Origin of the sequence: Streptomyces sp. VTCC 41912, assembly GCF_045799175.1 — a bacterium.
GTDB classification, from domain to species: domain Bacteria; phylum Actinomycetota; class Actinomycetes; order Streptomycetales; family Streptomycetaceae; genus Streptomyces; species Streptomyces albulus_C.
The window spans coordinates 23,572-36,934 of the sequence record NZ_JBJMAB010000022.1; the positions used below are offsets into that span (position 1 = coordinate 23,572).

General features: G+C 69.2%; 13 protein-coding genes and 1 pseudogene. 4 read left to right on the plus strand and 10 right to left on the minus strand.

Annotated features, from left to right (window positions below):
- Positions 1–220 precede the first annotated feature (220 nt).
- The 9 genes from ACJ6WD_RS26405 to ACJ6WD_RS26445 form a co-directional block, all read right to left on the minus strand.
- A complete protein-coding gene (locus ACJ6WD_RS26405) occupies positions 221–1,690 on the minus strand; it encodes a pyridoxal-dependent decarboxylase (RefSeq protein ID WP_407616644.1) in 1,470 nt (489 codons plus the stop codon).
- On the minus strand, positions 1,687–2,892 hold the full coding sequence (locus ACJ6WD_RS26410) for a hypothetical protein (protein ID WP_407616645.1): 1,206 nt from the start codon (positions 2,890–2,892) through the stop codon (positions 1,687–1,689). Before ACJ6WD_RS26410 ends, ACJ6WD_RS26405 begins: the two co-directional genes overlap by 4 nt.
- Positions 2,876–3,424: a GNAT family N-acetyltransferase gene (locus ACJ6WD_RS26415; protein WP_331247408.1), complete on the minus strand. Its 549-nt coding sequence runs from the start codon at positions 3,422–3,424 to the stop codon at positions 2,876–2,878. The genes ACJ6WD_RS26410 and ACJ6WD_RS26415 overlap by 17 nt, the downstream gene beginning before the upstream one ends.
- Positions 3,421–5,088: a carbamoyltransferase N-terminal domain-containing protein gene (locus ACJ6WD_RS26420; protein WP_407616646.1), complete on the minus strand. Its 1,668-nt coding sequence runs from the start codon at positions 5,086–5,088 to the stop codon at positions 3,421–3,423. The genes ACJ6WD_RS26415 and ACJ6WD_RS26420 overlap by 4 nt, the downstream gene beginning before the upstream one ends.
- A gap of 3 nt (positions 5,089–5,091) precedes the next feature.
- Positions 5,092–5,895, minus strand: coding sequence for a class I SAM-dependent DNA methyltransferase (locus tag ACJ6WD_RS26425; RefSeq protein ID WP_376439034.1), 804 nt, complete (start codon positions 5,893–5,895; stop codon positions 5,092–5,094).
- Positions 5,896–5,910: 15 nt separating this feature from the next.
- Positions 5,911–6,696, minus strand: coding sequence for a class I SAM-dependent DNA methyltransferase (locus tag ACJ6WD_RS26430; protein WP_376439031.1), 786 nt, complete (start codon positions 6,694–6,696; stop codon positions 5,911–5,913).
- A gap of 33 nt (positions 6,697–6,729) precedes the next feature.
- On the minus strand, positions 6,730–7,659 hold the full coding sequence (locus tag ACJ6WD_RS26435) for an alpha/beta hydrolase fold domain-containing protein (protein WP_407616647.1): 930 nt from the start codon (positions 7,657–7,659) through the stop codon (positions 6,730–6,732).
- A gap of 89 nt (positions 7,660–7,748) precedes the next feature.
- The gene (locus tag ACJ6WD_RS26440) at positions 7,749–8,789 is read right to left on the minus strand and encodes a bifunctional 2-polyprenyl-6-hydroxyphenol methylase/3-demethylubiquinol 3-O-methyltransferase UbiG (RefSeq protein ID WP_233660222.1); all 1,041 of its coding nucleotides are present in this window, start codon (positions 8,787–8,789) and stop codon (positions 7,749–7,751) included.
- A gap of 529 nt (positions 8,790–9,318) precedes the next feature.
- A complete protein-coding gene (locus tag ACJ6WD_RS26445) occupies positions 9,319–9,717 on the minus strand; it encodes a DUF6234 family protein (protein WP_233660221.1) in 399 nt (132 codons plus the stop codon).
- 319 nt (positions 9,718–10,036) lie between these two features.
- Here ACJ6WD_RS26445 and ACJ6WD_RS26450 point away from each other — a divergent pair, with 319 nt between their 5' ends.
- Positions 10,037–10,165: a hypothetical protein gene (locus ACJ6WD_RS26450; protein ID WP_267953184.1), complete on the plus strand. Its 129-nt coding sequence runs from the start codon at positions 10,037–10,039 to the stop codon at positions 10,163–10,165.
- A 413-nt stretch (positions 10,166–10,578) separates the two neighbouring features.
- Here the strand turns inward: ACJ6WD_RS26450 and ACJ6WD_RS26455 are convergent, their stop codons facing one another.
- Positions 10,579–11,310 (minus strand): SDR family oxidoreductase, encoded by a 732-nt coding sequence (locus ACJ6WD_RS26455; protein ID WP_331247413.1) that lies wholly within the window; start codon positions 11,308–11,310, stop codon positions 10,579–10,581.
- 185 nt (positions 11,311–11,495) lie between these two features.
- Between ACJ6WD_RS26455 and ACJ6WD_RS26460 the strand changes: the two are divergent.
- The 3 genes and pseudogenes from ACJ6WD_RS26460 to ACJ6WD_RS26470 all read left to right on the plus strand — a co-directional run.
- A pseudogene (locus tag ACJ6WD_RS26460) lies at positions 11,496–11,660 on the plus strand (TetR/AcrR family transcriptional regulator); the annotation flags it as partial.
- A 26-nt stretch (positions 11,661–11,686) separates the two neighbouring features.
- Positions 11,687–11,923: a hypothetical protein gene (locus tag ACJ6WD_RS26465; RefSeq protein ID WP_407616648.1), complete on the plus strand. Its 237-nt coding sequence runs from the start codon at positions 11,687–11,689 to the stop codon at positions 11,921–11,923.
- Between the two features lie 209 nt (positions 11,924–12,132).
- Complete coding sequence (locus ACJ6WD_RS26470; RefSeq protein ID WP_407616649.1) at positions 12,133–13,134, plus strand: L-histidine N(alpha)-methyltransferase; 1,002 nt, start codon at positions 12,133–12,135, stop codon at positions 13,132–13,134.
- Positions 13,135–13,363: the final 229 nt, after the last annotated feature.

The following is a 13,363-nucleotide window of genomic DNA, read 5'->3' on the forward strand; positions in this document are numbered from 1 at the left end:
GTTGGTGTCGGGGGTGCTGCTGCGGTCCGGCAGCCGTCGGGCCGGCCTCGGGCAGGCGCGACGCTCGACGTCGCCCGCGTCCGACCGGACGGCTTGCTGAGGGCCGTCGTGGGCCCGGGCTTGCACGCGCGACGACGGCGAGCAGGCCCACGACGAGCTGAGCCAGGCGCCTCGGCTCCGGCCGGCGAACGACCGGAGCACCAGCCGCATGCGCCGGTCCCTACTCGGGCAGCGCATCAGCCGAGCCGCCGGCGAGGTGTGGTGCGCGAGGGATCGCGTTCTGGACAGCGCGCCATGCTTCGCGTACGTGGTGGTCCTCGGTGAGAGTGCCGCCAGCGGCGAAGCGCAGGAAGAAGGTGCCGTTCTTCTCGGAGTGGGTGAGGAAGGTGGTCCCCTCGGTGTTGATGGCTTGCAGGAGGTTCCGGTTCTCCTCGTCCGTCCCGGTCTGACGGAACGTCACCAGGCCGAGGGCGGGAGGGGTGACCAAGGTGAAGCGGTCGTCGGCGCCGACCAGGTCCGCGAAGAGCTGGGCGTGCCGTACGCCGGTGCGGATGTGGGCGCGCAGCCCCTCGGCGCCGTACCAGTGGAGGACGGACCACAGTTTCAGTGCGCGGAAGCGCCGGCCCAGTGGGACCTGCCAGTGCCGGTAGTCGGTCACCCGGCCCGATTCGGAGGCCGAGTTGCGCAGGTATTCGGGGAGCACGCTCAGGGCGCTGACGAGGACTTCGGGGTGGGCCACCCACAGCAGGTCGCAGTCGAAGTTGGTCAGCAGCCACTTGTGCGGGTTGGTGCAGTAGGAGTCCGCGTAGCGCACGCCGTCGTTGACCCAGCGCAGTTCGTCGCAGACCGCGGCCACTCCGGCGTACGCGGCGTCGACGTGGAGCCACACGCCGTGCCGACGGCACACGGGGCCGATGTCCTCCAGGGGGTCGAAGGAGAGATGGGAGGTGGTGCCCCGGGTGGCCACGACCATCAGCGGGGTCAGACCGGCGGCCCGGTCGGCCCGGAGGTGTCTTTCCAGATCGGCTGCGTCCATGGCGCCGTCGGCGTCGGTGGCCACCTCGCACATGGCCCGCAGGCCCAGTCCGGTGATGACGGCGGCCTTGCGGGCCGCAGAGTGCGTCTCGGCGGTCAGGTACACCCGGTAGCCGCACCCGCCGGTGCCGTGGTCGCGGGTGCGGCCCGCGCTGGCCTGGTGCAGGGCGGTGAGCAGTGCCACCAGGAGGGCGCTGGAGGCGGTGTCCTGGATGACTCCCCCACCGCGAAGGTGCTCGGGTAGACCGAGCAGGTGCACGAACCAGTCCAGCATCTGCTGTTCGATCTCGGTGCAGGCCGGGCTGGTGTTCCAGTTCATCCCCTGGATGCCCAGGCCCGCGGACAACAGCTCGGCCAGGACGGCGGGGCCGGAGGCGTTCGCGGGGAAGTAACCGAAGAAGCGGGGGTGCTGCCAGTGCAGCAGGCCCGGCAGCACGATCCGTTCGAGGTCGGACAGCAGCACGGGAAAGTCCTCGCCGCACTCGGGCGGGGCCGTCGGCAACTGGGCCCGGATGCTGCCGGGTTCGACGGGAGGAGCAACGGGCCGATCCGCCAAGCGCTGCCAGTAGTCGGCGATCCAGTCGATGGCCTGGTGGCCCAGGGAACGGAAGGTGTCGTGGTCCATGTGGGGCGGTTTCGCGTCAGCGGGCTTCACAGGAGCGGTTCCTCAAGGTGACGGGCGAGGTAGCGCACACCGTCGGTACCGCCGGTGCCCGGCACATCGCCGATGATCTTCTTCGCAACGCCGAGGTGGGTGCGCTTCCACCGTTGCCACTGCTCGTTCACAGCCTGGATGGCCATGCGTAACTGTTCGGCTGCGGTCTGGTTGTGTGCCTCCAGGCGGGTGGTGACGCGCGCGAGTGTGGCGGACAGCGAAGGGACCGGGGCCGGAGCTGTTGCGAGCCCGACCGCGTCCACGGTCTCCGGACGCAGCGCGTCCTCACCGCGGCAGCAGCGTTCCAAGCGCGCGAAGCCCGTCGACTGCAGTGCGCCCGTGCCTGCGGTGGCCGCGCGGATGGTGGCGAACTGGGTGGGATCGATGGTGGACACCAGACGGAAGACGTGCTGGGCACGGTCGAGGCTGTCCGCGGTGGCATGCAGTCGAACGGCCAGCGCGGACGGCTCCGGGGCGGTGGCGTTTGCCTGCCGGTGGGTTTCGCCGAGGTGGAACGCGGCCTGCTCGGCGAGGAGTTCCATGATCTGTACGGAGCGGATGAACAGGGGCTCGTCCGGCTCCGCCGTGGCCACCGGGAGTGATGACTCCACCAGCAGTGCGAGGGTGGTGGGTAGCCCGCGGCCGCCTGCGGACAGCAGGTGGTTGCAGCGCTGTATGGCTTGCGGGCCACCCTGGTGTTTGGGTCGGCAGTTGGTTTCGCTCCAGCCGTGGTCCTCGTCCAGATGGCGGGCGAGGAGTGTGGCTGCCGTGGTGCGAGAGCGGCGTTCGCCGAGGTGGTCCTCGTGGGTGGCACGCCGCAGTTCGTGCCGGATCAGGTCTGCGGTGAGCAGCGCGGACAGTTGTGCGTTGCGTCGGGGGAAGTCGCCCAGACGGCTCCACTGGCCGAAAAGTGACGTCATCGTGTACGCGCCGTAGGAGGGAGTGTTGCGCAGTGAGGCGGTCAGGCAGTCCAGCCAGGCAGCGGTCGCCCAGTCCTGGCTGCCGGGCTCAAGGGAGCAGTTGCGGGCCCACTCCCAGGCTTCGACGAGCTGCCCTCTCAGGCGCGCGGGCAGGGCCGTGGTGCCGTATGCCTGTACGGCGCGGGCGACCAGACGGTGTGGGAAAGGTCCGGGTGGGCCTTTGCGGATGCGTTGGAGCCAGGTGTCAACTGCACGCTCCGCGCCCTCAGTCGCAGTGGTCATGGATCGGGTCTCTCCAGAGGGGGAACATGGGTGGCCCGTGGGGAAGCCGCAGCGGCTGTGCGGTGTGGAAGCCGTGACGCAACATCAGGCGGGCGCCGCGCCAGGTGCTGGCCTCGGTGTAGGTGCCCACGCGGTCGCGGTCGGCCAGGGAGATGAGGTCGGAGAGCATCCGTCCCCCCAGGCCGGAGCTCTGATGGGCGGTGCGCACGCCGTAGAAGAGGAGGTAGTAGTGCGGAGTGCGGGGGCGGCGTTCGCCCAGCCTGCGCTGCATCTCGGCCTGTCTGCCGCGGGCTGGGGCGTCGGGTAGTCGTACGTGCGGGGGGAGGGCGATCATCGCGGCGGTGCCGGGGAGCAGTTCGACGATCCCGCCGGCCTCGCGGGCACGGTCGGCGACACCGAAGAAGAAGCGGGAGACCGCTGCGGCACCGTCCGGGAAGACCCATTGGGTCGGCGGGTCGGCGGCGAACGCCTCGGTCAGGGTGGCGGCGACATCGGGGAGATCGCGTGCCGTCGCGGTCCGGAAGGTGTTCATGCTCGGCGGTAGAGGCGGCCTTCGGACCAGATGGCCGGCACGCGCCCCCACGCCGCGGCCGAGGCGACGTCCGGGAAGAAACCGCGGCCCTTGTGGTTGGCACTGGTGTTGCAGAGCAGCGGGATGCCGGACAGCCTCTCGTAGGCGGTCAGCAGCTCGTGGACGAAGGGCGCTTCCCGGTCGTTGACGGTCTGCAGACGTGCGGTGCCGTCCAGGTGCACGACCGCGGGTACCTTGGCCTCCCAGCCGACCCGGGTGTCATGGTCGAAGAGCATGTGGGGGTCGGGGGTGCCCGGGGAGAACAGCTCCGGGGCGCGGTGTTCCAGGCACACCGGGGCGACGGGACGGTAGTCCTCGCGGTCCTTGATGCGGTTGAGGTGCTCCTTCATGCCGGGGACGGTGGCCGGCGCGAAGATGCTGCGGTGCCCCAGGGCCCGTGGTCCCAGTTCCGCTCGCCCGGTGAGGACGACGACGGGCCGTTCGCTGTCGTGGAGGAAGCGCGCCAGTCCGTCGATGTCGCAGCGGGCGGAGGTCCAGCCCGGCGGATCGCCCTCCGCCGGCCGGAGCTGGGGGCCCCGGTAGACGGACCAGTCCATGGCGGGCGGCTCGCCGGTCCGTGACCACTCCACGGTGGCGGCCCCCAGGGCGGCCCCGGAGTCGTTGGGGAACGGCGGCACCCATACCTGCTCGAACAGGCCGGAGGAGCGCAGCCGGCTGTTCCATTTGATGTTCAGTGCGCAGCCACCGGCCAGACACAGGCGGGGCGGCAGATCGTCGTCGCGCATGGCGGAGCTGAGGGCGGCGTGCAGCCTGCGGCCCAGGTAGCCCTGGAGGCTGGCGATGAGATCGGCGTCCGAGGCGTCGGGCCACGGGGGGCTGTGGCCTTCGGTGAGGGCGCGGGCGAGGTCGTCACCCATGGTGAAGGACAGGTCCATGCCGTCGAGGTGCTCGGCGAGGACCCCGTCGAAGCCCGGGTCGTCCGTGCCGAGCCCGGCGTACGCCATGGCCTTACCTGCCACGTCCAGGTTGCGGGGCATGAGCTGCGGGTCGGGCGCGGCCGGTGCCGTGGTGCTGCGAAACGGCGGGAGTGCGGCGCAGAAGTCCGCGAAGATGCTGCCGTACAAGGGGAACAGCTCGCCCAGTCGGACCACGTGGAGGGGTTCGGGCTGCACCCGGTACAGGACAGGAACCATGCCGCCGTCCCACACCAGTACCAGGGCGTCCTGGCCTCGCTGGGCGAAGGGGCTGGTGGCGTAGGCGCCCATGAGGTGCTGGGTGCTGTGGTGGTAGCTGCTGTAGGCGTGCGTCGCGGAGCCGAGTGGAAGGCCGGCGAAGGTGTGTCGGGCGAGCACGTCCGCGCCGGGCTGATCCACGTAGGGAGCCACCGGCAGGGTGGCCGGGCGCCCTCGGTGGGTCACGTGCAAGGCCGGGTGTCGCTGGTCCTGGCCCAGTGGGGCGAACCAGCCGTCCACCACGAACCGGTCGATGTCGCCGCCGGTGACGCCTTCCCGGGCGAGGACGTCCTCCGCCAGCTCCAGACGGTCCAACGGTTGGAATCGCCGGTTGTTGTCCAGTTTCTCCATTTCCACGGAGAACAGGAGTCTGCCGCCTTCCACGACGGCCAGGCCACCGTCGTGGGTGAGTTTCAGTCCGCAGATCAGCATGGCTCAGCTCTCGTCCCGGGTGAGGAACCACGTCTCGTAGTGGGTGGCGTCGGTGGCGGGGCGCTCGGTGTAGTTGTCGAACACCTCCGCCCGCGCGAATCCGGCGGCGCGTGCCTGGGCGCGGACGGTGTCGTGGTCGAAGGCGTACAGCCGGTGCACCTCGCGGGTGCCGGTGTAGGTGTCCGGTCCCGCTTCGGAGCGCGTGAACTGGGTGTAGTGCACGTCGCAGTAGGTGGTGTCCGGCTTACTGATGAAGTTCCAGATGAACGCCAGGTCGCCCTCGTCGGCGGCCCACATGCGGTTGCCCCAGTGTCCTTTGAGGAGCGCGGCAGTCTCGATGTCGAAGACGAACGTCGCGCCGGCCGGCAGCACCGTGGCCACGGCGTGCAGGGTTTCTCCCAGCGAGTGCGCGCTGGACTGGTAGTTGAACGCGGCTGCGGTGCACACCACGGCGTCCGTGTCGCCGGGCAGCGGGGCGGGGAGTTCGATCTGTCGGAAGTCGGCTGCACCGCCGACCCGCTTCTTCGCCAGGGCCAACATGGTCTCGGAACGGTCGACGGCGGTCACCTCGTAACCGCGCCGCACCAGTTCCTCGGTCATCAGCCCGGTGCCGCAACACAGCTCCAGCACGCGGCGCACGCGCTGCCCGCGAGCCTTCCATGCCTGCTCGATGAAGTCGGCCATCCGCGGCCGGGGAGACTCTCCCCACTGGGCGATGGCGTACGCGACGAGCCGGTCGTACACGTCGGCGGTCGCGGCGTACGGCTCGGGCATGCCCGCATCCTGGTGCGGCTGTCCCTGCATCATGCTCGGTGTACCTCCTCAGGCGCGGGTCAGGACCCAGGTGTCGTAGAGCGTGCTCTCGTGGGCGGGGGCGTCGGTGTAGTTGTCGAGCACCTCCGCCGTGGTGAAGCCGGCCTGCTCGGCGCTGCGGCGCACCAGGGAGCGGTCGAGGACGTACAGCCGATGCTTCTCCCTGGTACGCACAAACCGGGTGGAAGTCGGTCCGCCCTCCCGGAGGAACTGCGTGTAGAAGGCGTCGCTGTACTTCTCGTCGGGGTTGGTGAACTCCCAGATGAAGGCGAAGTCGCCCTGATCCGCGGCCCATACGTGCCGGCCCGCGTGTTCGGTGATCATGTGGCGGGACAGGACGTCGAAGACGAGGACGCCGCCCGGGCGCAAGACGCGGTGCGCGGCCAGGAGGATCCGGGTCAGCTCCGCCTCACCGGGGGTGTAGCTCAGCGCCGCGCCGGTGGAACACACCGCGTCCATGGCGGCGTCGGGCACCGGGATGTCGGGCAGTTGCGCGTGGATCAGTGCGGTTCCGTCTCCGAGGCGCTGCCTGGCGAGGCCGAGCATCTGCGGGGACTGGTCAAGCCCGGTGACCGCGTAGCCGGCCTGTTTGAGCTCGTGCAGCACGCTGCCGGTGCCGCAGCACAGATCCAGCACGTCCCGCACCTCGCCGCCGCGTTGCTCCCAGCGCTTGCGCAGGAAGGCCACCCGCCCGGAGACGGGCTGCTCGTGCCAGGTCGCGACGATCCAGTCGTCCAGTCGGTCGTAGATCTCAGCGATGGCCCCGTACATCGGGGCGTGCGCGTCGTCTGCCATGCGAGGTCCTCTCTGTCCGGAACGGGGGCTGGGTCAGGCGAACGCGGTGGTCAGCGCCCGCGCCGCGTGCTGCCGTAGGGAGGCTGCGCGAGGGGCCACGCCATCCAGGTGGAGTGCGCAGTGGATGAGACCCGGGCAGCACACGAACGTGGTCGGCACGCCGGCGGTGGCCATCCGCGCGGCGAATGCCTCGCCCTCGTCGCGCAGCGGGTCGTACTCGACCGTGAGGACGCTGGCCGGCGGTAGGTCGGAGAGATCAGGGGCGAAGACGGGGGCGGCCTGCCAGGGCACGTCGTCCAAGGGCCCGTCGGGCCGGTTCAGGTACGTGCGCCAGCACAGGTTCATCATCGACGCACTGTTCTGGTAGCCCGTGGCGAACTCCCGGTACGAGGCGGTGTTCATGCGCGGGTCGACGGCCGGGTTGATCAGGAGCTGGTGGCCGATGGAGACGGCCGAACCGCGGGCTTCCAGTGCGACGACGGCCGCGAGGGCCGCGCCCGCGCTGTCCCCGGCGACCGCGAACCGCGCGGGGTCGGCCCCGAGTGCGGCGGCGTTTTCGAATGCCCAGGAGGTGACGGCCTGCGCGTCGTGCAGCCCGGCCGGGAAGGGATGCTCCGGCGCGAGCCGGTACCCCGCGCTGAGCACCACCACGCCCGCCTCGACCGCCAAGGCCCGCAACGGCGGGTCCATGAACGCGATGCCGCCGGCTGTCCAACCGCCGCCGTGGAAGTACACGACCAGCGGCAGGGGGGTCCCCGGCTTCGGGTGGTAGACACGGAACGGCACCGCCCTGGCGGCTTCCGAGGTCGTGCCGTCGACGACCTGGGCGATGGGGGGAGGCGGGGCGCAGAAGGTGAGCATGCCTTCCAGCGCGGCACGCAGTGCGGCGGGAGTCATCGCTTCCGGAGGCGGGGCCGCGTTGAGGCCGTCGAGGAAGCATTCCTTGATACGGGGGTCGAGCACGGAGGTGAAGGACCTTTCCTTGGGAGCCGCGGGGGACGTCCCCTGCTTCGCACTGGATGCGGCCTTGTGCCGCGCTACAGTCCTGGCGCTCAGGGGAGCGGAGCCCCGCGGGCAGGTCCGGTCAGGAGATTTCCGGCGACGCGCCGGGTACACCGGTGTAGGGAACGGCCCCGTCCGGCCAGCACCCGGAAGCCGGTGGGCCGTTGGACGAGTTCCACCGCCCGCAGCCGATCGAGGTTGCCGAGGCCCCCGATCCGGGTCCGTAGCCCGGGATCTTCGAAGAGGTCTTCGGGGCGCAGCACCTCGGGACCCTGCGCGGCAAACTCACCGGTGCCGCTCAGATCCAGGTACGGGGCGCCATCGGGCCCATAGACGCGATCGGCCGCCACCCAGTCGGTCACGCCGTCCAACAGCTCGGGGAGGTCGCCGAACCGCAGGGTGTGCACCACGGGATTGAGGTAGGCGTCCGCGTCGAAGACGTCCTGTTCCTCCTGGTCCAGTGCGGCGCCGGCCCAGGCACCAGGCATGCCGTAGGCGTCAAGTGACAGAGAGAGCCCGAGAGCCCTGACGACGTCGAGCCCATGGCTATCCTCATCCGCAGCCATCAACCGGACCAATTCGCGATCACGCATGCGCTGGATCTCACCGATGGCGTTGTACAGCCACAAATGCAGTAGCCCGTGGTCGGCCAGGTGGTCGCCAAGCCACTTGAGCCCTGCCTTTGGATCTGGAAGGTGATGGACGACACCGAAGCTGTAGACGAATTCAAAACGGCGCTCAAGTACGGCGTCCGGCATCGCGCCGTCGGCGAACTCCACATTCGTGATGCCGTGCCGCTCGGCCAGGCGCTGTGCAATACCGCGTGAGGCGTTGGACGGTTCCAGCCCCACGAAGTGCACGTTCGGATAGGCACGGGCCAGGCCGATCATGGTGTGGCCGGTGCCGCACCCTGCGTCCAGCACCGACCAGCCGTCACGCAGGCCGCCTTCGACGACCAGGGGCAACTCGTTTGCCACGACGTCGATCAGCGGCCGGTTCACTCCGGGCGAAGGAAAGGGAAAAGCTTCATACAGACGACGCGTTGCGCTGGCGGCCATGCCGTCCCTTTCGTGGAAGTACAGGCGTTCCATGTCACGGACCCCACGAACAACAGCATGCATATCCAACGATCGAGAGCCCGCGAACGCAACGCCTAATAGCTCCGTTTGCACCTGCCTCACCGCGCAATCATTGACGCATCAACGAATAGCGAGTTTCAGGGGAGCGCCATTGCCAGGCTGCCCCTGAGGCCAGACCGTCCAGCACGCCAGTCAGCGGTCCAACCGTCGACTCCGACACCCACAACCCCGCACCCCTTGGGCCGCACCCAGGGAAACCGCCGAACCGACCGGAGAGTCGGTAAGCAGCGCCGCCCTCCGACTCAGCCCAGGCATGCCCACTGTCCGCTCCAAGAACTGCACCACGGCGAACGCGGGCACCGGAGCCAACGGATAACTGCCTTCCGGGGCAACAGCCTGCGACACACCCGCGCGGAACCACGGGCCGGGACGGCGGACCGGACAGCCGCCATGTACCCACGCGTTTCGGGTGGTGCACACACGGCGCCACTCACGGAGCGCACGCCAGACGGCACCGCGGCTCGATCCACGCCCGGTGGCTTCAGCAGTTCGCGCTGTAGCGGACGCACCCGGGTGGCGGGGCGTGCCTGCGCTCCCAGTCGTACTGCGCAAGCGTCAGCGATCCGTACGTGAGGAGGGCCACCAGCAGATGTGCGATCACCGTCCAGCGGGCGCGGAAGACTGCCGCGAGAACTGCCACGATCAGTACGGAGATCAGCAGCACCCGTACCCGACCCGTATGCGCGAGGCTGGCCACGTCGATCCGCGCCTGTTCCCCTTGCGCGGCCCATAGCTCCAGGCCGTAGCCGTAAATCCAGTCCACCACGAGCCACGCCGTCTCCAAGAGGAACAGCGGGATCGCGAGGGCGAGGTCCACACCCAGGCGCGTTCGGCGCGACCAGGGGCGTCGTCGTGCCGGTGCTGGAAAGGCATCGGTCATGGGTGCAGGGTGCCGCAACTGGCGGTGGCGTACATGAGTACCCGTACTCAACTCCGCCCGGCGGAAGGGCAGGAGTTCCCACGGCAGGCACAACCCACCGGCGGGTGGCGCTGGACCAGTTCCCGGACTGCCCGGACGCCGAAGGGTGGGTGACCACCCTCGACATCCGTTCTCCTGCCGGATGTTGGGCAGCGGGTACGGCTTTCCGCTCCAGTCCAGCCAATGGCTTGGATCAGGATCGTGAAGTGTCCTGCGGCGGAACTCCGCATCGAGTCCGGCAAGTAGCCGTCGCAGTTCGGTACGCGCCGGAAGCGGGAGCATGCCCACCACATGCTCCAGCGCGTCCCTGACCACCGCGACATCGTCGTACTGGCACCCCGGACAGGACGGGCACTCCGAGGCGGTCAACCTCAGCTTCCGACCGGGCTGCCGCAAGAACTTCCGGTAGCTGAAGAGAAACTGCGAGGTACGCCCCGGTTGGACCTCGCAGCCGCCATAGCCGTACTCCACCAAGTGGATTGCCGCACTCGCATCACGCGGGACAGGCGATCGATGGGGGGCAGCTCACGAGCCCACTCAGGCGGTCGGCGCTCCCGCACGGCGCGGATCGCGCCAGGACGCTTACGCGGCATGGGCCTTTCTGGTGATCACCATGGAACTCATCCTGCCATCGGCAAGACGCGATGCGCCAGAACACCTGCTCGCCCGCAACGGCTTGCGCCCCTCCTCCCGGCCGCCGGGACGCCGCACCCACTGACCGTGATCGCCCTCAGCTCCAACGGCTGTACCGATGTTTCCCGACACCGGCGAGGCCCGCGGGTTCGTTAGGAACGCGGGGGTGGGCTGGGTGGCTGCGCAGACCTATCCCTGGGCGGTGGGGCGAACGACGATGTCGCCCACATCGACACCGTCCGGCTGCTCGATGGCGAAGGCGATGGCGCGGGCCACCGCGTCCGGCGAAAGAGCGATCTCCATCATCTTGTCGATCTGGACCTTCGCAGCCGGATCCATGCGCTCGGCGAAGTCCGTGCGGACGGCGCCGGGCGAAACGACGGTCACCCGCAGGCTGTCGCCGGCCTCTTGGCGCAGGCCCTCGGAGATGGTGCGCACGGCGTTCTTCGTGCCGGCGTATACCGACTGGAGCGGCACGATGCGCAGTCCGGCGGTGGACACGGTGTTGACGAAATGCCCGAAACCCTGCTCCCGGAAGACGGGAAGGGCTGCGGCGATCCCGTACAGGACGCCTTTGAGGTTGACGTCGATCATCTCCTCCCAGTCCTCGACGCGCAGGTCGTCCAGACGGGAGATCAAACCGATCCCGGCATTGCTGACGAGGACGTCGAGCTTGCCGTACCGATCGCGTGCCAGTTTGACGAGGCCGGCGAGGTCCTCGCGTCGTGTCACGTCCGTGCGGGCCCAAGCGGCATCACCGCCGGCCTTTTCGATGCGGGCGGCCAGGGCCTCAAGGCGCTCCGGACGGCGTGCCCCGAGGACGATCTTCGCGCCACGCTCGGCGAGCAGAAGCGCGGTCGCCTCTCCTATGCCGCTGCTGGCGCCCGTGATCGCCACGACTTTGCCCTCAATTCCCGACACGGTTGGCGGTCCTTCCAGAAGTGGAGTGCGGGCAGGCCGAGCCCATGCCCATGCCCATGCCCATGCCCTAAAGTGAAAGTGGAGGCGCCTCCACTTCATCGACACTAAGTGGTGGCACCTCCGCTTAGCAAGTGGAGACAGGGGGAGAACCGCCGATGGCCCGAGATGCAGGACGCCCGCTGAGGGCCGGAACGATCCGGTCCGACGTCAGTCCGACCGACATGTTCGCCGCCCTCGCCGGCATCGCCCTCACCTCGGCCAAGCCCGAGCAGCGAGAGCAGGCCGAACGCCTCCTCGACCTCACCCTGGACGGACTGGAATCTGTGCCGCCGCAGCTCCCCGAAAACTGACGGCAGAACCCAGACGTGCGGCGTCGGTGGCCGAGCCAGTCCGCCAGGAGCTTCAGGGTGAGGTCGTCGAGCGGGCGGGCACGTCCGGCGATGGTCAACCGGCGGTTACCGAGATCGACGTCATCGAGCATGAGGGCGCCGATCCGGACGGCCCGGGCGGCCCGGGCGGCCCGGGCGGCGCGGACCGCCGCGAGCGCGACGACGAGCCGCGCCGCCGGGGTGATCGCAGCCGCAACGGAGCGCTCAACCGCTCGGGGCGATGAGAACCCTTCAGAAATCCCGAAGTTGCGGCAGCCCGTGAGCCGCGGCCGGGGAAAGTACGAACTCCTGGTCACGAAGTTGGGAACACCGCGGGTCGGACTTGAAGGAGCAGCCAACAGTCGGCTGAACTCAGCCAAAGGCCGTAGCACATGCTGGACGGATACATACGGCTGACGGTCTACTCTCCGCCATGGGCATACAACGGCATGCGGTGACCCCGCGCGAAGACTTCTGTCGCCTCTACTCGGCTGCCCAGGTGGATGCAGTCGCCGATTCGCTCAGCCTCCGCGCCGAGTTCCCCTACCAACTGACCTACCTCGGCGAGGGAAGCGAAATGTGGCGGGCGGGCGAAGTACCGTCCAACCCCGACCTCGTGCCGATGCTGCGTGACATCAACAGCCTGCTCGCCCGGCACGCCGAGCAACTCCTCGCCCTTGCCCCGCCATCGTCACCCATCCAGCTCGTCGATCTCGGGCCGGGCACCACGCGTCCGGTACGCGGTCTGATCCGCCACCTGCTGGAGCGCACCCGCCTGGCCGGCTATCGCGCCGTCGACATCAGCGCCGAGATCCTCGAACTGGCCAGGGAGAACCTGCAATCCGAATTCCCGGACCACGCGGAAAACTTCGAGCTGTGGCACGGCGACTTCACCGGGCCGGATCTCAAGCGGGTCCTGGCACCCGAGCGCACCTCCGGGCACTCCGGTGCCGAGCCGTTCCGCTTCGTCATCCTGGCCGGCGGGACGCTGTACAACTTCGCCGAACCGAACCAGGTGCTACGCCACGTGCGCGGCGCCATGAGTGACCAGGACGTGCTGCTACTGACGCTGCGCATCGACATCGGCGCCGACAGGCCCGCGTTCATGAACCAGGTCAGCGTCGGCGGCCCGCACAAGCCGCAGCAGCTGGCGGGACTGGACCTGCTTGCCATCGACCGCTCCTGGTACGTCACCGAAACCGGGTTCGACCGGACGCGCAGCGAAATCTTCGTCCGCGCACGGTTCCTGGAGCCGGTCACCGTGACCTTCGACGCCGTGGGAGGCAGCCGAACGGTGTCGTTCGAGCCGGACGACACCGTGGTGGTCTGGCGCTACCTCTACCAGGACAGTGCGGCGGTGGCCGACCAGCTGACCGACTGCGGGCTCCAGGTACGCGTACTCGAACACGCCCAGGACAGCCAGGTGGTCCTCGTCGCAGCGACCCCGGCACCCTGAACGTCCCGTTCTGTGAACGAACTTGAGGCACGAACTCGATCTGACAGGCCACGGGCTCACCCAAGGCATCAGCCGATCGCGTAACCGTCGACGGCGATCGCGAGCGGGCCGCCGTGGGCAGCCCCAGGGACCGGTCCCCCCACCCGCGGCCGGGAGGCGGGCGGCTCGACGAAGGACAACGCGAGGTCCAACGCAGGCACTTTTGATCACGTATCCGTCGCCCACCGTC